This window comes from Kribbella sp. NBC_01505, from assembly GCF_045040285.1.
In the GTDB taxonomy this organism is placed as follows: domain Bacteria; phylum Actinomycetota; class Actinomycetes; order Propionibacteriales; family Kribbellaceae; genus Kribbella.
Genome location: NZ_CP109425.1, coordinates 347,223 through 365,959, shown reverse-complemented (window position 1 = coordinate 365,959; position 18,737 = coordinate 347,223). Strand labels below are relative to the sequence as shown.

The 18,737-nt window shown below is 64.2% G+C and carries 18 protein-coding genes; 6 read left to right on the top strand and 12 right to left on the bottom strand.

Annotated features, from left to right (window positions below; translation table 11 throughout):
• Position 1: 1 nt before the first annotated feature.
• Entirely contained in the window at positions 2 to 763 is a 762-nt protein-coding gene (locus OG474_RS01475) for an SEC-C domain-containing protein (protein WP_405060333.1), read from the bottom strand.
• A 51-nt stretch (positions 764 to 814) separates the two neighbouring features.
• On the opposite strand from OG474_RS01475, the gene OG474_RS01470 reads away from it, so the two are divergent.
• Positions 815 to 985 (top strand): hypothetical protein, encoded by a 171-nt coding sequence (locus OG474_RS01470; protein ID WP_405060332.1) that lies wholly within the window; start codon positions 815 to 817, stop codon positions 983 to 985.
• 276 nt (positions 986 to 1,261) lie between these two features.
• On the opposite strand, the gene OG474_RS01465 is transcribed toward OG474_RS01470, so the two are convergent.
• Together OG474_RS01465 and OG474_RS01460 are read right to left on the bottom strand one after the other, a co-directional pair.
• Positions 1,262 to 1,666 (bottom strand): hypothetical protein, encoded by a 405-nt coding sequence (locus tag OG474_RS01465; protein WP_405060331.1) that lies wholly within the window; start codon positions 1,664 to 1,666, stop codon positions 1,262 to 1,264.
• Positions 1,667 to 2,175: 509 nt separating this feature from the next.
• A complete protein-coding gene (locus OG474_RS01460; RefSeq protein ID WP_405060330.1) occupies positions 2,176 to 2,775 on the bottom strand; it encodes a DUF6318 family protein in 600 nt (199 codons plus the stop codon).
• Between the two features lie 142 nt (positions 2,776 to 2,917).
• On the opposite strand from OG474_RS01460, the gene OG474_RS01455 reads away from it, so the two are divergent.
• Genes OG474_RS01455 through OG474_RS01445 form a run of 3 tightly spaced genes read left to right on the top strand, consistent with a single transcriptional unit; the run spans position 2,918 to position 6,858 of the window.
• Positions 2,918 to 3,805, top strand: a complete 888-nt coding sequence (locus tag OG474_RS01455) for a LysR family transcriptional regulator (protein WP_405060329.1) — start codon at positions 2,918 to 2,920, stop codon at positions 3,803 to 3,805.
• Positions 3,806 to 3,834: 29 nt separating this feature from the next.
• Positions 3,835 to 5,343 carry a plasmid pRiA4b ORF-3 family protein gene (locus tag OG474_RS01450; protein ID WP_405060328.1) on the top strand — a complete coding sequence of 503 codons (1,509 nt, stop codon included), beginning with the start codon at positions 3,835 to 3,837 and terminating at the stop codon, positions 5,341 to 5,343.
• A gap of 60 nt (positions 5,344 to 5,403) precedes the next feature.
• Positions 5,404 to 6,858, top strand: a complete 1,455-nt coding sequence (locus OG474_RS01445; RefSeq protein WP_405060327.1) for a plasmid pRiA4b ORF-3 family protein — start codon at positions 5,404 to 5,406, stop codon at positions 6,856 to 6,858.
• 62 nt (positions 6,859 to 6,920) lie between these two features.
• Here OG474_RS01445 and OG474_RS01440 read toward each other — a convergent pair whose 3' ends face one another.
• Positions 6,921 to 7,895 (bottom strand): aldo/keto reductase, encoded by a 975-nt coding sequence (locus OG474_RS01440; RefSeq protein ID WP_405060326.1) that lies wholly within the window; start codon positions 7,893 to 7,895, stop codon positions 6,921 to 6,923.
• Positions 7,896 to 8,050: 155 nt separating this feature from the next.
• Between OG474_RS01440 and OG474_RS01435 the strand changes: the two genes are divergently transcribed.
• A complete protein-coding gene (locus OG474_RS01435) occupies positions 8,051 to 8,806 on the top strand; it encodes an alpha/beta fold hydrolase (protein WP_405060325.1) in 756 nt (251 codons plus the stop codon).
• Complete coding sequence (locus tag OG474_RS01430) at positions 8,803 to 9,462, top strand: YdcF family protein (RefSeq protein ID WP_405060324.1); 660 nt, start codon at positions 8,803 to 8,805, stop codon at positions 9,460 to 9,462. The genes OG474_RS01435 and OG474_RS01430 overlap by 4 nt, the downstream gene beginning before the upstream one ends.
• Before the next feature lie 15 nt (positions 9,463 to 9,477).
• On the opposite strand, the gene OG474_RS01425 is transcribed toward OG474_RS01430, so the two are convergent.
• From OG474_RS01425 to OG474_RS01390, 8 genes are all read right to left on the bottom strand, one after another.
• Positions 9,478 to 10,614 carry a hypothetical protein gene (locus OG474_RS01425; protein WP_405060323.1) on the bottom strand — a complete coding sequence of 379 codons (1,137 nt, stop codon included), beginning with the start codon at positions 10,612 to 10,614 and terminating at the stop codon, positions 9,478 to 9,480.
• A 536-nt stretch (positions 10,615 to 11,150) separates the two neighbouring features.
• Complete coding sequence (gene fxlM / locus OG474_RS01420) at positions 11,151 to 12,389, bottom strand: methyltransferase, FxLD system (RefSeq protein WP_405060322.1); 1,239 nt, start codon at positions 12,387 to 12,389, stop codon at positions 11,151 to 11,153.
• Positions 12,390 to 12,537: 148 nt separating this feature from the next.
• Entirely contained in the window at positions 12,538 to 13,551 is a 1,014-nt protein-coding gene (locus tag OG474_RS01415; protein ID WP_405060321.1) for a hypothetical protein, read from the bottom strand.
• Entirely contained in the window at positions 13,545 to 14,567 is a 1,023-nt protein-coding gene (locus OG474_RS01410) for a hypothetical protein (RefSeq protein WP_405060320.1), read from the bottom strand. The genes OG474_RS01415 and OG474_RS01410 overlap by 7 nt, the downstream gene beginning before the upstream one ends.
• The gene (gene serS, locus OG474_RS01405; RefSeq protein WP_405060319.1) at positions 14,567 to 15,859 is read right to left on the bottom strand and encodes a serine--tRNA ligase; all 1,293 of its coding nucleotides are present in this window, start codon (positions 15,857 to 15,859) and stop codon (positions 14,567 to 14,569) included. Before serS ends, OG474_RS01410 begins: the two co-directional genes overlap by 1 nt.
• Positions 15,860 to 15,937: 78 nt before the next feature.
• Positions 15,938 to 16,540: a histidine phosphatase family protein gene (locus OG474_RS01400; protein ID WP_405060318.1), complete on the bottom strand. Its 603-nt coding sequence runs from the start codon at positions 16,538 to 16,540 to the stop codon at positions 15,938 to 15,940.
• Entirely contained in the window at positions 16,537 to 17,463 is a 927-nt protein-coding gene (locus OG474_RS01395; RefSeq protein WP_405060317.1) for a phosphotransferase, read from the bottom strand. The genes OG474_RS01400 and OG474_RS01395 overlap by 4 nt, the downstream gene beginning before the upstream one ends.
• Positions 17,463 to 18,659, bottom strand: a complete 1,197-nt coding sequence (locus tag OG474_RS01390) for a methionine adenosyltransferase (RefSeq protein ID WP_405060316.1) — start codon at positions 18,657 to 18,659, stop codon at positions 17,463 to 17,465. Before OG474_RS01390 ends, OG474_RS01395 begins: the two co-directional genes overlap by 1 nt.
• Positions 18,660 to 18,737: the final 78 nt, after the last annotated feature.

Genomic DNA, 18,737 nt, shown 5'->3' with positions numbered 1-18,737 from the left:
CTCACACCCTACAGACAGCCAACCCCGCCCCGCCGCGCAACCGGGTAGGACCCCACGCGACGTCGCCGTTGCCCTGCAACGCCGCCGCACCGCAGCACCTTTTGTACTTCACTCCGGACCCACACCAGCACGACTGATTGCGCCCCGGCGGCCACGCAACCCCCACGACATCGTCCCGAGGCCACTTGATCGCGGTGAGGACCTGTCCAGATTCCCTCAGCAGCGGCTGAGCCTCATCGATGCGCTCGAAGAAGAACGCGGCAGTCCGGTGCATGACAAGTACCGGCTCGTTGAGCCGGCGCAATCCACGCTCGACCTCGTGGTAATAGTCGACGATGCTGTCGAGGCTGATGCGCACAGGCCAGTCCTCGTGGGTCCCAACGAGCTCGGACCGACTCCAGACGTGAACCTCCCCGTGACTGATCCGCGGCTCTCGCAACAGGTCAAGCACATCCAAGTAGATGTTGGTTCTCTCGACCGCCCCAACATCAGCCAGCACCTCGAGGCCGTCCAGCTTGACGCCCAGCGCCCACTTCATCCGCCGCCGGCCATTCAGCATCACTTGTGCCCACCCCGAGCAACACTTCTCATCCTCGGTCAGCGCGTTGAACCCCTGTGAGTACAAGATCAGCGCTTCCATGCACTCACCCCGCAGCTCGTGCGCCCACGCTGCCGCCCAGCGGTCCGCAGCAGCAGAGGCATCGTCCGTCAGCGGGTCTTCGTCGTCGTAACAGTCGAAGTCGTCCGTCAGTAAGTCATTCATACCTGGAACATATTGAGATTGACCCCCCGCGAAGCCGCCACTTTCCCAACTGTGGATAACCACCTCTCGGGTGCCAAGGCTCCGGCTTCCCTCCCGGCGCTCGGCCAGGTGATCTGCCACCACCTCGGTGTCGAGCGGCCGCAGTCCGCTCTGGAGCAACGCCTGTGCGCGAGCTCGCCGCCGCGGGACTGCGGCATGAGCCGGGCGGACCGCCAGCACTGACTAACTCGGTGCGGCTCGGGCAGTTCACGCTCAGCGTCACCGGCCCGAGCGCCCCTGCGGGAGGTTGGGCAGTGGCGCAGGTCCGCCCCAGAGGTCTATGGGACGCATCCCGGGGGTGCGCACACTCTGCGGGGGCCTTGAACAAGTTATGCCGTGTTCACGGCCCCTATTTCTTGTCCACACCCCCCGCAACTGACCTGCCAAAGGGGGAACAGGCCGGTGTCACGGCCGCACCACCCACCGGGATAGGGCAGAAGAGCCTCACACGGTGGGCACTCAGCGCGGCGGATCGACCAGGACTGGCACGGCCTCGCGGATCACCAGTGGTGTCGAGGGCCCAGTGATCGGAACCGGACCGACGTACTGAATAGGTCCACCAGCGACCTGGAAGCTAGCGGCGTACTCAACGGTGACCGAGAGGTTGACGTCCCCGCGCTTCAAGTACTTATGCGTGATCTCCTTCGACGGGTACGGCGCGCCGGGGGAGTAGGTGCTCTTGGAGGTGCGATCGCCAAAGCTCCAGACATACTTCGACGGAGTCGCCTTCACCACCACCGGAAACCCAAGAATCGTCACCTGATAGGTGAGAACACCGGTCTTGTCCGTGTAAACGATCGTGTCCAGATTGACAAGAGTCTTGTCCTTCGGCTGCACATGCACCGTCAGCTTCCTGAACAACACATTCTTAGACTCACTAAACACCTGATCCCAACTAACATCCTCCGGCCGAGGCCGCACCACCGGCTGCGGCGTAGTCCCCACCGGCCCACCAGGCCGCCCCGGCTCCACAGGCTGACACCAATCCGGCCCCGGCACAGACCCATCCGGCTGCACCCGCCCACACAAGCCCACGTTCAACCGCACGCCCTGCTTGAGGCGGGTGCTCGGCGGCCTCTTACCATCCTGGCTCCGTGGACTCTTCAGATTGGCGGTCGGCTTCTTATGGCGCCTGGGCTTTTGCTTCGGAGTCGTCGTTCCCTCGGTCAGGCGACCTCGTTTCACCTGTTTTCCGGTCGCCATGGCGCCCTCTTTCCCCTTTTCGACAGTGATGACAGGCGGGTTCGAAGTGCGGGCGGCCGGTAGCAGGAGAGCAGGGTTGTCCCGCCGCGTTTGTGGCGTTGCGACAGCACCGATCGGCCACGAGAGTGCTGCCAAGGTCAGTAGGGCCACGGAACCCACACGCCACGGACTCATTGTTCCGCCAGGTCCGTTTCGTACATCACCCAGTTCTCGCCGCTCGCGGAGAGTGCGATCGAGTCGATGTACTCCGCAGGCTGGACGATCGCAGGCTTCTCCGAGGGCGATTCCTTGACGGTGTACTTACCAACTGCAAGCAGGGCTTTGCCGCCGACTCGGCCGGTGCTGCCACGGGCAAGTTGGTAGACGTCCTTCACCTTCTCGTCGAAATCTCCAGACATCCCGCCGTTGGCAACATTCACCTTCTTGATGTAGTTGACGTATTCCTTGCAGCCTTCGCATCCGGCCTCGCTCTCGGCGACCAGTGGTGCAGTGTCACCGGTCCTGGCCGCGTAGTTCCTGAGGTCGATGTAGTACCTGTAGAACGCGTCGGCGGCGGGCAGGGTCAGGCCGTTGGCAGCCGCGGGGCGCTCAGGCGGACCGCTGGGGGTTGCCGTCGGCGTCGAGCTGCTGCCGGGGGCAGTGGGAGCGGCGGTCGGCGGCGGTGCGGTGTTGGGGCGGCCGGCTTCGGGGCTGCCGGGGCCGCAGGCGCTGAGGAGGAGTGCGCTGAGACACGTGGCAGTCAGGAAGGCCGGTTTGTTGCGGATTGTCACCGAGTTCACCTCTCCGTAGTCATCACTGATCGTAAACGGAGGAGGTGCCACCCGGCGATGCCCAATCCGCCCACCTGTGGATAACCCGGCAACATTTCACACAGCAGAATGGCCTTGCTTCGATCGACTAGAGTTCTTAGTCATGGAGCTCAGGCACTTGGAACACTTCGTGGCCGTCGCCGAGCAGAAGCACTTCACGCGGGCGGCCGAGGCGATGTCCATCTCCCAGTCCGGTCTGTCCGCGTCGATCCGCGCGCTCGAACGTGAACTCCGAGCGTCCCTCTTCGTCCGCAACACCCGCAGCGTCGAGCTCACCGAAGCGGGCCGCGCCCTCCTCTGCGAAGGCCGCCGTACCCTCGCCGCCGCCGAAGCCGCCAAGGACGCAGTAGCCGCAGTCCAAGGCCTCCTCCGCGGCCACCTCACGGTCGGCCTGGAGCAGTGCCTCGGCGTAGTCGACGTACCCGCCGTCCTCGCCAAATTCCGCTCCGCCTACCCCGGCGTAGAGATCGAGGTCCGCCAAGGCGGCTCCACCCCGATGCTCGACGAACTAGCCTCCGGCCGCCTGGACGTCGCCTTCGTCGCGACCGCCGGCGACCCGATCGACGGCCTCGACCTCCGCCCGCTCTCCCGCGAACCCATGGTCCTCGTCTGCGCCCCCGACCACCGCCTGTCCGCCGGCCGGCCAGTCTCCCTGGACGACCTCGCAGGCGAGTCCTTCGTCGACTTCGACCCGACCTGGGGCGCTCGCACCATCTCCGACCGCGCCTTCACCACAGCCGGCGTCGCGCACCCCGTCACGATCGAAGTGAACGACGTACACACTCTCCTAGCCCTGGTCGCCCACAACCTAGGCGTAGCCCTGGTCCCAGAGCGCATCGCCGCCAAACGCGGCGACCACATCACCGTCCCGCTCACCCCCGGCAGCGCCTCCGAGTGGCAGGTCTCCGTAGCCGTCCCCACCGGCACCGCCGCCTCCCTAGCCGCCGACGCCCTTCTCGGCATGCTCCCCACGAGCGCAGTCCACAACTAGCCCGCGAGACCCCAGTAGTGTTTGCCTGCATGGCACGCAAACACGACCCGCTCGCCGATACTGCTGACTTGCTAGTGCAACTCCACGCAAGCATGTCCGGACTGAACCCAGACGAGCGGAGAGCGCGGATTGCGGGCCTGCTCAGCGCGCGTCCGTCTGGTCAGCTACAACAGACCCACCCGTCCCGAAGAGGTCCGCGCCGCAAGACCGATGTGACATACCAAGTGCGGGTCGAGCTTGAGGGAACCCGGCCCCCGGTGTGGCGTCGACTGGAGATTGCCTCCGACCTCTTCCTGAATGAGGTTCACGACATCATTCAGACCGCGTTCGGCTGGACTGACAGCCACCTGCACGAGTTTGCTGCCGGTCCGAGTTACCACAGCCGCACCAGCGAGCATTACCTCTGTCCGGTCCAGGTCGAGCAACGCGCAACCGGCGTACCGGAAGAGGACGTGCGCCTTGACGAGGTCCTGGCCAAGCGGGGCAGCAAGCTGTTTTATCTGTATGACTTCGGCGATGACTGGATGCACGTCATCAAGGTCGAGGCTGTGAAGCCGCGGGACGAGTCCGCTCCTCGAGCCGTTTGCCTCGACGGTGAGCGTCCTGGTCCGAGCGAAGACTGTGGCGGCGTCTGGGGCTACGAGGTGGCCTGTGCGGCCATGGAGCACCCAGACAGCGCTGCCGCTGTCGCTGACTACGCCCGTATGTTCGGCGATGACTCCGAGCTCGAGGATTTCGCCCCGACCCCGTTCGATCTCGCGAACATCAATGCGATGCTCAGCTACAAGATTGCAGAATCCTCCGGAGTGCTGGAAGCACTTGCCAACGCGATCGATTCGATGGCTGACCGACAGTACTTCCAGCAGATGGTTGCCAGCGCTGACCTGGACGCGCCGATCGACATCGACGCCGACACGGCCGCCCAGATGGTCGCGCCCTATACCTGGCTGCTGAATCGGGTCGGGACCGACGGCATCAAGTTGACCGGCGCAGGTTACCTGCCGCCCGCCCACGTCGAGGCTGCCCTGGCCGAGCTCGGGTTTGGTGACGAATGGATCGGCAAGGGGAACCGCGAGAACCAGACCCTTCCCGTCCTGCACCTGCGGGAGTCGGCACAGGCGATGGGCCTGCTGCACATGGGTCGCGGAGCACTCGTACTCAGCGAGCTCGGCCGTGAACTCCGCGACGATCCTCTCGCCTTGTGGTGGCTGCTTGCCGAACAAATGCCGCTGGACTCAGAGGACTTCTGCGAAACCCATGCCGGTCTCCTGCTCCTGGTCGCCCTTGCCGGGGGTTCGGCGGATGACCCCTATCCCGCGGTCGCCCGGATTCTCGACGCGATCGGTTGGACGGACATTGACGGAACGCGAATGACGCCGGCGATGGCCCGCCTGGCGGCGGCAGAAACCAGTTTCGTACTGCGACGACTCCGCGGCTTCACGAACGAGCCGGGTATCCACCGCTGGGACGACATCCCGACGCCGCAAGGGGTGCTGTTCGCCAAAGCCGCCCTAAGCACCTGGCTGAGCCCGGCCTAGCGCCACGGCATCGGGGCCGGTACGCCGGGCGTTCGGCGTACCGGCGCTACAGTTGCGGGCGTGACGCGTGATCATGATCCTCAGCCGGTCTCGCCCATCACCACTGCTCTGATGGAGCGGTACATGAACCGCGACCAGCCGCGCCCGTCGCGCCGCAGGCCACGCCGCGACGACGTCGTCACCTACCAGGTGCGCGTCGAGCTCGAGGAGACCGAGCCGCGGCTATGGCGGCGACTGGAGCTCGCCTCCGACATGCTCCTGAACGAGGTCCACGACGTCATCCAGATCGCGTTCGGCTGGACCGACAGCCACCTGCACGAGTTCGCGTCGGGGGAGGCGTACTACGACAACACGAGCGAGCACTACCTCTGCCCCTTCTCGGTCGAGGACGGCGGAACCGGCGTACCGGAGAACGAAGTACGCCTAGACGAGGTCTTGGTGGATCAGGGCGACAAACTGCTCTACCTGTACGACTTCGGCGACGACTGGATTCACGTCATCGAGCTCGAATCCGTTCAGCCGCGCGACGAGTCAGCTCCTCGAGCAGTCTGCATCGACGGCCAGCAGCCAGGGCCGAGCGAGGACTGCGGCGGAGTGGGCGGCTACGAGCTGATTCGCGCGGCCGTCGATCCCGATCACCCGGATCATGCGGCAGCGGTCGCCGAATACACCAGCCGGTACGGCGCTGAGGCCGACCCCAGGTACTACGCTCCGACCCTGTTCGATGCCGAGAGCGTCAACAGGCGACTGGTTGCGCTCAGCAACAAAGTGGAGCTCCCCGAACCGCTCAAAGCACTCGGCGACGCGATCCGTTCGCCAGATCATCAAGAGCAGTTCGACCAATTGATCGCCGACGCGGGGCTGGATGCGCCGATCGACATCGATGCCGAGACGGCAGCTCAGATGGTCGCGCCGTACACCTGGCTGCTGAACCGTGTCGGTGTGGAGGGTCTCAAGCTGACCAGCGCCGGCTACATGCCGCCAGTGCACGTGGAGGCCGCCTTCACCGAGCTCGGACTCGGCGACGAGTGGATCGGCAAGGGCAATCGCGAAGACATGACCCCGCCCGTACTGACCCTGCGAGACACCGCACAGGCATTGGGCTTGCTACGCAAGTACAAGGGATCGCTCGTGCTCACTCCGCGCGGACGTACCGTTCGCCAGGATCCCCTTGCCTTGTGGTGGCATCTGGCGGAACAGCTGCCGGCGACCTCCAAAGATCCCTACGCGAACCAAGCGGGATTGATCACCTTGGCCGCTCTCGCCGCGCAATCGACCGATTCCGTGAACCGGACTGTCGCTGACCTGCTCACCGCGATCGGTTGGCAGGCCAGCGATCGAGGTCCTGTTACTCCATCGATGGCGATTGAGGCGACCTGGGACACCAGCGTCGTACTCCACCGAATCGGAGCACTCGTTGACGAGCGAGGCATGTACGGCCGGTCTGACATCCCGACACCGCACGGTGCGATTTTCGCGCGAGCCGCGTTGCGCACCTGGCCCAGCAAGACCTAGTACACGGCAAACCGCCTGTACGCCGACGCTCGGCGTACAGGCGGTTCGTTGAACAACTCAGGTCACCAGGCGTAGTCCTCGGGGGAGGTCTTGTAGCCGGGGAAGATCTCGTCGAGCTTGGCCAGGGCCTTGTCGTCGAGCTTCACGTCGACCGCGCGTACGGCGGACTCCAGCTGCTCCATCGTCCGCGGCCCCACGATCGGACCCGTGACCGCCGGCTGGTGCAGCAGCCACGCCAGCGCGACGTCGCCCGGCTCATGCCCGAGCTCATCCGCAAACGCCTCGTACTGCTCGATCTGCGGCCGCAACCTCTCGAGCGCTTCCTTCGCGCGCCCCTCGGTACGACGTACACCCTCGTTTTCCTTGCGGATCACGCCACCCAGCAGCCCACCCTGCAACGGCGACCACGGGATCACGCCAAGCCCATACTCCTGCGCCGCAGGCAGTACCTCGCGCTCAACGTCACGCACGATCAGGTTGTAGATCGACTGCTCACTGACCAGCCCGTTGAAGCTCCGCTTCGCCGCGGCAGCCTGCGCCTGTGCGATGTGCCAGCCAGCGAAGTTGCTGCTCCCGGCGTACAGGATCTTGCCCTGCTGTACGGCGACCTCGATCGCCTGCCAGATCTCGTCCCACGGCGTAGCGCGGTCGATGTGGTGGAACTGGTACAGGTCGACATAGTCCGTCTGCAGCCGCTTCAAACTCGCGTCGAGCGAGCGCCGGATGTTCAGCGCCGACAGCTTGTTCGTGTTGGGCCAGTCCGACCCCATGTCCCCGTAGACCTTCGTCGCGAGAACAGTCTTCTCCCGGTTCTGGGGATCCTTGGCAAACCACTCGCCAACGATCTCCTCAGTACGCCCCGGATAGATCGACCGCCCGTACCCATTGGCGGTGTCAAAAAAGTTGATGCCCTTCTCATGAGCCGCATCCATGATCGCGTGCGAGTCGTCCACGCTCGTGTGCGGCCCAAAGTTCATCGTGCCCAGGCAGATACGGCTGACAGTAAGGCCGGTCCGGCCAAGATGAGTGAATTCCATACCTCCCAACCTCCTCCCCGACACGCAACCTGTCCAACAGGAGAATCCACTCAGTCCAATCACCACACGTTCTAAGTCTCTTCCGACGGCCAGTGGACCTGTACGGCGCGCCGCGGTGCACGTCGCGGTCGAGCCGAGGTCTTAGTCTCGTCGGCATGGCGACCACCAATCTCGACGTTGGCGGCTACAAGCTCGCAGCTGATATCTCGGGGGAGGGCACGCCAACGGTGGTCTTCATCTCCGGCTCCGGAAGCGGTAAGGATTCCTGGGACGTGACCATCGCGACTCTGCGCTCCTCGACAACACTCCTGACTTACGACCGCGCCGGGATCGGCGACAGCGAGGTCCCGCCAGACTCAGCGACCCGCACGTTCGGCGACTCCGCGGCGGAGCTGCACCGCCTGCTTTCCGCGACCAACCTCCCAGGCCCGATCATCCTGGTAGGCCACTCCTTCGGCGGACTGATCGCCCTGACCTTCGCTGCCCGATGGCCCGAAGCTCTCGCCGGCCTAATCCTCGTCGACGCCTCTGACATCCACCTCTATCGGGACATCGACACAAAAATCCTGATAGCCGCCGATGGCGACAGAGAGGGCCACCTCTCGTACGACGTCGCAGGCAGCGTGGATGAGATCACGGCCAGCCGACGCCCCCTCGGCGTACCGACTGTCGTCATCGCCAGTCGCGTAGGCCACTGGCTCGAACTCGACGACTTCACCCGCTGGCAACCCTTCACTCCCGCCGAGCTCGACGACCGCTGGCAGCGTCACCAACAGTCGCTAGCAGCTGACCTCCAGGCCACCCACAGGGTCGCCCGGTACGGCGGCCACAGCATCCAGAACGACGACCCAGCCCTCGTCGCCGAATCAATCGACGCCCTCATCGACCTCGCCCGGCAGCCAGCCCCATGATCGACAAACTGACCCTGCCATCTGACGAGGTCCTGGCCGACGCCCAACTCATCTGGGCCTACCACCAGATGAACCACGCCCTGCGTCCCGCCGATATCGGCATCGGTCTCGGCAGCCACGACCTAGGCGTCGCAACCTTCGCAGCCGACCTCTTCCACCAAGGCCTGTTCCCGACCCTCATCTTCACCGGCGCCAACAGCCCAAGCACCACCGCCCGCTTCCCCCGAGGCGAAGCAATCCACCACCGAGACCACGCCATAGAACTCGGCGTACCCGCGTCCAACATCCTGATCGAACCCCGAGCCACCAACACCGGCGAAAACATCACCTTCACCCGTGACCTCCTGGCCGGCACCGATGTGAAGTCAGTCCTCCTGATCTCCAAGCCCTACATGCAACGCCGAGCCTTCGCCACCTGCCAAAAGCAATGGCCGGACGTAGAAGCGACCTGCGCCTCCGACCCAATCGACCTGATCAGCTACATCGCCACCATCGGCGACCCCAACCTCGTCCTCAGCATGCTGGTCGGCGACCTCGAACGCATCACCACCTACCCCGCCCGCGGCTTCGCCATCAAACAAGAGGTCCCGCCCGACGTACTAGCCGCCTACGAACGCCTAACCGCCGCCGGCTACACCAACCACCTGACGACGTGAGGCAGACAGCCTGACTCAGTCGTCTATCAGGTCTGTGATCGCCTGGAACACGATTGCCTCCGCGCGAGGATCGTCGACAATCTCGGCCAGGCGAATCGACGGATACCGGCGCCACCCGCTGGCGCGCGCCTCGACGATCTTGGGTCGCAGGGATTCGACCTGTTCGAGCTTCGCGGTCGCTGTTTCGATCCGGCCAGGTCCCGTCCGCTCGATGATGTCGCCGAGGTAGAAGACCAGGTATGCCTTGGTCGTCGGACTGTCGGTATTGGCGTTCAGCACCCAGACCGCCGTCGGACGACCTTCGACGTTGTACCAACCGCCGACGCCTGGAGTCGCTCCACGGCCCCACGACAGCCTGACCCCGCGCGACTCGACATCGGCCAGCAGCTTCTCCACCAGCAGAAACTCCTGTTGACCGCAGCGTGCCTTGGTGGTTGCGAGGAAAGTCTCGCGCGTCCACTGATTGCCACTCGAACTCTTGGCGCCGATCGCAGCAGACGTCCTGCCGACCACCCGTGGGACGTAGGCGACGGATGCGGCCGATACGAACTGACGCAGTTCAACCCCTAGCACCTCGGCGGGACTCATCTGCTCATTCAAAAACTCGATCACTCGCACCAACTCCGGTGGGAGTGCATCAGCGACAAAGATCATTCGCACGCGGCCTGCGATCAGATTGGACTCGACGGTGCTCCAGAACTCTTCGGGGTCCCGCCCAGGCCGGAGCTCGCCCAGCAGTGCCTCGACCGCAGTGCCCTCTTCGGTTGCTCGACGCTCCAGCGCCTGCCTGATCAGCGCAAGCGGCCAATGCTTCACCGCGTTCGCCGCGTAGTCGAGCATCTGCCCGACCACCTCGCGGCGAATCCGAGTGTCGGACGCGCGCTTAACCTCGACCAGCACAGGGATGCACTCGTGGTCTATGAACAAGTGATCGAGGCTGAAGTTGGCCGCCCCCTGCTCAGTCGAAGGCACGCCCATCTCACGACTGACCAGCATCAGCCGGGCGTCGCCGCTGCCATCCGTCGTTGGCCCGGCCAGCACCTCCGGAAACTTCGCCAGAGCCTCCTGCAAAACGTCTTCGGAGTCGTACGGTGTCTCCGCTAACAAGGTCAGCGCGTCCCCAACCTTCAAAAAGATCCCGGTAGCGTCCATTTCGTCCCCTCCTGCCCCGGAGCCTTAGGCTAGACCTGGCGGACCGATCACGGGAGGGCGTGTCTGCGGTTGGGTCCAGCAGATTGGTGCACGACAGGTAGAGCCAGTGGGCGGCGCCGTTGTGCTGAGAATCCGGCACTTGCCGGCGGCGAGCTTCACGATCCGGTAGACGGCCGCGCTCCTTCAGGCATGCTTCGGCCTGGCCGAAGCGTGCTCCGCAGTTCGGTATCGACCTGCTGGGGTTTCTCCGATCCGGACGATCTGGCCAGACCGCGACGGGTGCCAAGGAAGGAGCTGTGCCTGATCTCGCCGCAGCCGTGCTCGATGCTGCTGTCTGCCCTGATTGCACTCACGGTTGCTGATGTCATCCCACCGGCCGCCGGGATCTTTAGCTCCAGCTCGGCCCAACCGCCAGGCCATGATTGGGACACTGACCGATCACCGGCAGTCAGCCGTTCCTGTGCTTCATCGGTCATCACTGAAGCCACAGTTCGGGTCTGCGGTGCTAACTTGCACCGCCGACCCGAACTAGACGACTAGGTAGACGCATGGCGGGCCGATCTTCGGGACACGCTGACGACCAGCCGCGATGCAGCCTTCTCGATCGCCTCATTGCTCAGCGCGTGGTCGAGTGAGATCGCCGACCTGGGCGCATCGGTCAGATATGCGCGCACGGTTGGCCGGGCGTTGCGGTCTTGATTCCAGACCTCGATCTCATTACAGAGCTGTCCGGCGAGATGCCCGCCGTGCGGCCCATGCCCGATGGCGCCGAGCTCGAACCTGCCCTCTCCAAGTTTCCTGAAGGCGAGGTAGCCCAGGCTGTCGTCTTCGACCAGAGCTGGGCTACGGATGGGGATGGCAGGAGTGCAGAGGCCAGCGTTGACGGCGACGGGATCAGCGGAGATGCGACAGACGCGGCCGTCGTGGCCAGTCATCCGCAGCCAGACACCGTCGAAGGGATCCTGTGATCCAACGAGGACCTTGGACCACACGGTTTCCTTAGGCTGATCGAGGACGCCGCTCAGTTTCGTAGGATCGATCGTCTGGTCGACGTCCCAGTACAGAGTCACCAGGCCATCGGTGTCGATGGCGCCGGTGCGCTCGCCTTCTTGCCCGATCATCGGGACGAAGCCGCAGAGCTCCATCGAGTCTGACACGAGGGCTTCGCCGTCTCGGACGAATGCGATGCTTCGGGTCTGGCCGCGCCAGCGGAGCGGAACGACCAGGCGGCCGCCGGGAGCCAACTGCTCCCAGAACGCCGGCGTCAGGTCCCAAGCGCCGACGGTGAAGATGATGCGGTCGTACGGCGCGTTCTCGGAAGCTCCAAGCGATCCATCCCGGGTGACGACGTGCACCTGTTCGTTGCCAGTTGCGTCCAGTCCTCGGCGTGCACCGGCGGTGACGTCAGCGTCGATATCGACGGTCGTGACTGAGCCGCCAGGCCCGGTGAGCTGCGCTAGCAACGCGGCGTTGTAGCCGGTGCCTGCGCCGATTTCAAGGATGCGGTCGCCGGGTTGCACCTGGAGTTGGTCGAGCATCATGGCGACGATGGCGGGCACGGAGGCGCAACTGAGCGCGGTGCCATCGTCAGTGCGCTTCGTGACTACGGCAATGTCGGCGTAAGCATCTTCGGTGCTGGCCTCGGGGACGAACTCGTGCCGCGGGACGGTGCGCATCGCCGCGTCGACAGCTGGAGTGCTGGCATGGCCGACTCCGCGGATTCTGTCCACCATGGCCGCGCGCAGAACCTCAGGCGAGTAACTGATGGTGCTCATTGATTCCTTCGCGAAGTCGGGTTCGGGGACATGACGGTAGCTCGACAGTAGTTGGGCCGACGGACAGATTCGGGGGCATGCCGCCCGATCAGGACACCGCCTTGCCGGGACCGCATGAGCGCAAATTGACGCGGTCAGTCGCATCACGTCAAGAAGGTGCCGGAGCTGTCTGGCAAGAACTTCTTAGTCGTCGCGATTGCTCCTCTTCGATCGCCGAGGCGATGGCTGGCCATTCAAGGTGGAGCGGGGCGATTGGATGCCAGTAGCGATGTGAGAAGCGGACCATGGCGTCTACGCCGAGGGGCGCCGACTCGGGTGCGATCGTGTTGATCATTCGCCGGGTAGTACCTCCCGCACCCCTGCCGCCTGGGCGGATGCCGTGACCTAGCAGGAGTGTCGCGGTGCGGATGGCGTCCAGCGTTGCTGGTGGCGCGGCATCTGCGAAAGGCCCGAAGACGAGATCCTTCCAATCGGTCCGGGATCTAGCCCAAGCCAAACGCTCCAGGCCGCTGCCAAGGTCCACCGCCATTCGGTCGGGTTGATCTGCGTTCCACAGGAGATTTACGTCTCCCAGCGTCAGATCCAGGTGCCCAAAGCGCAGCGTTATGCCCTGAACCGAGTCGCGCCGCCACGTCTTCAGCCGCCCGAACAGACTGAGGTGTTTGGCGTGCAGGCCAAGATCTGAGAGAACCGATAGCCAGATGTCGATTACCTCCGAGAACTCGTCGTGGCGCTTGATCGGCTGGATGTGGGAGATGTTGACGAACGAGGTGAGGAACCCGTCGCGCAGGTCACCATGGCCGTCGCGCTGGCCGGTCAGGCGTACGACGGGCTGAGGGAGGAATCCGGACCGATAGACCCAGTCCTGACCATCTTTGATGAGCGGGTCGAGCGCCTGGACTGCGGATACGGTTAGGTCGGTGTCGCGACCCCAGCGAAGCGGCAGAGGTCGTGCGCGGGGAACATCATGCGCCGCGAAGCTGCGCTCGAGTACGTCGAGTAGATCGCTGAAGGACAGGGATCGTCGTGGCGGCAAGTAGTGCTCGGAGCGATCGTGGTGCAAGACCGTCAGGAGATCGCCTTCGACACGTGTATCCCAACTCGGCCCGAGCGTCCGGTGGAGCGAATCAAGAACCCACCCCACCGACTCTCGGATCAGCACCGCCTCGTGGTCATCGCTGCGAAATGACGCGCAGGATCGAATCGCTGCTGTCCGATCGCCTGGACGGTCGAATGATCGAGTTCCTCGGCTTGGATGATGGCCTCTGCCAGCCGGCGAGCCGCCGCCTCATCGCCCTCGGCGGGATCGGCTACTGCAACGGCACCGGTTTGATCGCAAGTGGCCGCGTCGGCGCAGGTGCCTCCTCGCCACGTCAGTGCGGCTACTGGCGTTCCGGCGCGCAGCGTCTCTCCAAAAACGGCGGCGCCTGCCTCGACGTACGTTCGGGCGTAGGTGTAGACGAAGACGGAGCCAGCCTGGAGCGCCGCTATCTTGGCAGGCCCACCGAGTTCACCGGTCAGGTCGACATGCTCGGCGCCGAACAGGCGTTCATGTGCCCGGACATACGACTCGTCAAATATCGGACCGACGATGCGAATACGTCGGCCGAGGATCTGGGCGGCCCTGACAGCGAGGTGTGGGGCCTTGTCGCTGTCGATTCTCCCAAGCCAGACCAGGTCATCGCCCGCGGTGGCTTGAGGTTCGTGCTCATTGATGCCGAGGTGGACTGCTAGTTCGGCTATCGGTTGGTGATCTTCGTAGCGTTCGATCATCTCGGGCGAGTAGCAGTAGAGGCGTGATCGCTTGCCGTCAAACGCGTCTTCGGAGTGTCTGAAGGTCGGCGAGTGCTGAAACGTGGCGACGTCGCAGTCCATCCGATCCCACGTGCGGACCCAGTCAGGCTGCGAGGGGTACTCGTGACCGACGATAAGCAGGTCGTACGCCGAGCTGCGCAGCTCTCGTTCTGCCAACGAGCCGGCGGCGACGTCTTCCAGGCGGATCGGCTTGCGGGTCCAGTCTTGGTCGAGTTCCGAGATCCAGCCTGGTCCGAGAAGGTGTACGTCGGCGCCTGCGGCTCGAGCTCCAACAGCGACTGCCCAGAGCCACCGCTCTATGCCGCCGTAGGCAGCGGGCGGAAACGGGTAGTCACTTGGGAAGTCGCAGACGCCGACAAGCACTATTCCTCCGGTGTTCCGTCCGCCGCGATGCGACGGAAGCCGAGATATGGGACGAGCGATTGGGGGAGTACGATCGAGCCGTCCTCCTGCTGGTGCTGCTCGAGTACGGCGGCCATGGTCCGACCGACGGGAAGCCCCGAGCCGTTGAGTGTGGCGACTAACTTCGGCTTGCCGTCGTCACCGCGGGTGCGGATGTTCGCGCGGCGGGCCTGGAACGTGCCGAAGCTGGAGACCGACGAGATCTCGCGATACGTGTTCTGGCTTGGGAACCAGACCTCGATGTCGTAGGTGAGTTGTGCTGAGAAGCCGGTATCGCCTGCGGCGAGCATCACGACCCGGTACGCGAGGCCGAGCTCCTTCAAACATGCTTCGGCGTGGCCGACCATGCTCTCCAGTTCGGTGTCGGCTTGCTCGGCATCGACGATCCGGACGATCTCGACTTTCGTGAACTGGTGTTGGCGGATCAATCCGCGGGTGTCGCGGCCGTATGACCCAGCCTCGGACCTAAAGCACGGAGTACTTGCTGTCATGGCTACCGGCAGGTCTGCGGCCGGGATGATCTCGTCGGCGTATAGGTTGGTCAGCGGGACCTCGGCTGTCGGGATCAGGAACAGATCGCGATCGGCGACTCCGGTCTTGAACAGGTCTGCTTCGAACTTCGGCAGTTGCCCGGTGCCGGTCATGGTCTTTCGGCTGACCAAGTAGGGGACCGAGTGCTCGAGGTAGCCGTGGCGCCTGGTGTGTAGGTCGAGGAAGAGCGTTGACAGAGCGCGTTCCAGTGCTGCGCCTGCTCCGCGGGTGACTGCGAAACGCGGTCCGGACAGCTTGGTGGCCCGAGCGAAGTCGAGAATTCCCGTCGCCTCCCCGAGGTCGACATGGTCCTTCGGAGTGAACGCGAAAGCGGGCTGGGCGCCGACGCGCCGGACCTCGGTCGCGAACTCGTCAGAGTCGCCTTCGGGCGTTCGGTCGTCCGGCAGGTTCGGAATGCTCAGAAGAAGACTGGTGAGCTCGTTCTGCGCAGCTTCCTGCTCGACCTCGATCTCGCGAATCTGGTCCTTGAGTTTGCGCGCGGTCTCCTTCAGAGCAGAGATGTCTCCACCCTGACGTGCCGTTTGCTGGACCTCGCTGGCAACCCGCTTCGACTTGGCCCGTAGTTCGTCGATCGAATGGATACTCCGGTTCCGCCGAGACTGCAGATCCTGTAGCGCAGACAGGTCCAGGCTGTAGCCCCGACGAGCCAACTTACGTACCGCTTCCGGACCCATCTCGATGAGAACACGAGCATCATGCATGGCGAGATTCCTTCATTTCCAGCTGTGGACAGGTGCCGTCGAAGTTAGCAGCCAGGCCGCGGTCGCCATGCGCGGACATCATTGACCGACCTCGGACGGCGCAATCCGCTCGAGCAGGGTCGCTACCAGGCCAGTCAGTTCGTCGTCGGGAAGGACAAGAGGCTCGACGTATGGCGCCTCAGGGAGGAGGAGAGGAAGGATCTCGTGTCGTGGGCTGTTGAGTCCCCAGGTCAACACGGATGTCAGCAGGCCGTGTCCGACGATCACGCGATCGCCCGGATATGTGGGTACGACGCTCAAACCCCTGAGCATTCGTACGATGCCCTCTCGCTGGGACTCGGCTGCCCCCTCGGGGCGCTCATCCGCACCGTTTCGATCGAGCCATTCGCCGTACGACAGGAACGGAGTGCCCTCGAACATCCCGTAGTCCAGTTCGTTTAGCTGTGGATCAACCAGCGGCTCGGCCGTGGATGAGCCCATGAGCAGCATCGTGGTTTGACGCGCTCGTGGGAATTCGCTGGTGATCCAGGTCCGCGTGTCAGATGACGGCATCGAAGCGCGGGCCCGCCCGCAGGCCCGGTGCCCTGCACGGTTCAGCAGGATCGGATATGCGGGGTCACCATTGACGCGGTGTTGCATGCTGTAGTCCGTCTGGCCGTGGCGGTAGATCAGACTGTTCACGACCTGCGCCCTTCCTCGTCCAGGGCAAACGCGACGGCCGTATCTCCAAACCGTGACGTTCGCGGATCGTCGGTCTCGCGGTAGTACAGAAGGCCGTCGAGGAGCAAGGCCGCGCACCAACGGCGGATATCTAGATCCGGCAAGCCTGAGATCTGTACCGCGAGCGCCATCCGATCTTCGAGCCGATGACCGACCTCGTAGTACACAGTCCAGAAGGCCCAGTCGAACGCTGCGGATCCGACCATGGGCAACGGATCCACGAAGACCGGACGCTGGGCTTCGGAGAACAGCACGTTCTCTCGGTAGAGATCTCCGTGAAGCATCGTTTGATGGCCGCCGTCACCCCGCGACTCCCTCAGGACGTCTGCCAGAGCACGGAGACCAGTGCGTGCGACCGGCCGCCAGCGTCCGAGATCACGGCCTCGCAGCCGCGCCAAAACTCGTGGTGTCAGCTCCTCCCGCAGGTAGTCGGCAAGCAGCGGGAAGCCAGCGGGAGTCCGGCGGCGGCCGAGGGCATGTAGCGCGTTGAGAGCCTCCGCCACCTCTGCGAGCTCGCCGACCGGACGATTGCTTCCTCCCGGCTGTCCGCCAACCATCTCCAACGCTGCCACAGCCAGATCGTCGGCGCTGTCAACCACCTCTACGGCCGGCCCGTCTGCCCAATGTCTTAAGGCTGCGACCTCGTGGCGGTACCGCATGGGGTCGGTCCATGCCTTAAGGGCCAGCGCTCGGCCTTGCCGGCTGACGGCTGTCACCACAACGGACGCATGTCCGACGTCGTGATACCCCACCAGCGAGAGGCCCCAACGCACCGCCGCGACGTCCAACAATGAGGGCGCCTGAGCGATCCAGGCGGTGGCCGTGGCTCCGTAGTGGCCGACCAGTCGCCGCCGGCAGTCCGCTGAGACCTCGCCAAGAGCCATCAGCTCAACACGATCCCTTCCGTGACCAGTTCGTCGGTCAAAGCCGGGAACTCTGCCAGTGCATCGGCGACCAATGCCTGGACTTTGTCGACATCGGCATCGCCGTCTGACAGACGCACCAGAACACGCCAAGGCTGATCAAGACGCTGCCCCGTCAAGCTGACGAGATGGACCTCTGCATGGTCCCCGGTCTCGTCGGACAGGCGTTCCGCCAGCCGCTGAGCGACGATGTTGTAGAGCTTGCCCACGTGATAGACGGGATTCTTGCCGTTGGCACCTTCCAGGTTCATCGGTCGAAGCGGGGTGATAAGCCCGTTGACCCGGTTGCCTCGGCCAACGACTCCTTCGTCCCCGGACTCGATCGAACTGCCGGTATGGGTCAGGTACAGCTCGTCCCGATCGGGCACGTCCCGGGCATTGAGCCGGAATCGCACATTGGTGCCCGGCAACCTGGCGTCGGCGAGCCGGTAGCACTCCTCGAGAACGACCTCGAGGTTTCGCACGTACTCTCCGCGGCTGCCGACGAACCGCGACTTCTGCGGCACGCAGAGGACGACATCGGCGAGGTCTTCATCCCAGTAGCCCATGAGCTTCACATCCGAGCCGCACCAGGGGTTGGCGAGTGTGAACTCAGATCGCCCCGAGAAGCGGTTGACGAGTTCCCGCACGAACGATTCGAAGGCGTTCTCCGGTGCCCAGCCAGTCCCCAGTGACGTGTCGTTCGACAAGCGAACCCGACGCTCACGAAGATCATCGATCGAGCGCGGATTGAACCACCGGATGCGCTCTGGGACAGAGTCGCCGGTGATCACCGCTCCTGGGCTGGAGTTGCTGGTGATGTTGTAAACGATGTCGAGATGGTCCGTCAGCTCAGGAAGTCGTTCGGCGAAGAAGCTCCGGACTTCGGCGTCCACAAGCTCCGCGACCGGAATGACCTCGTCGCCACACACGCGCGCCGCTCGACCGTTCACGAGGACTCGTACTGGAGAGGTCATGCGGCCGCCGCCATAGCGGACCTCGCACGCACCGCCCAGGAGCGCAAGCTTGTCGAAGTTGTGGTGCAGGACCGCCCCGAAATGATCCAGCGTGTAAGAGCTGTAGGCGCGCGACAGGCGTTCTGCGAGATGATCAGCAAGGGTGTCTGGGTGTCCGAGACCTTTGCGCTCAACGATTGCTGTCGAGTCCGGTCGGGACATGCCGGTGTCGATAACGAGACGGCCCGGCCCGATTGCAGTACTGGTTCTTGGCATAGCAGTTCCAATCTCAGAGTCGAA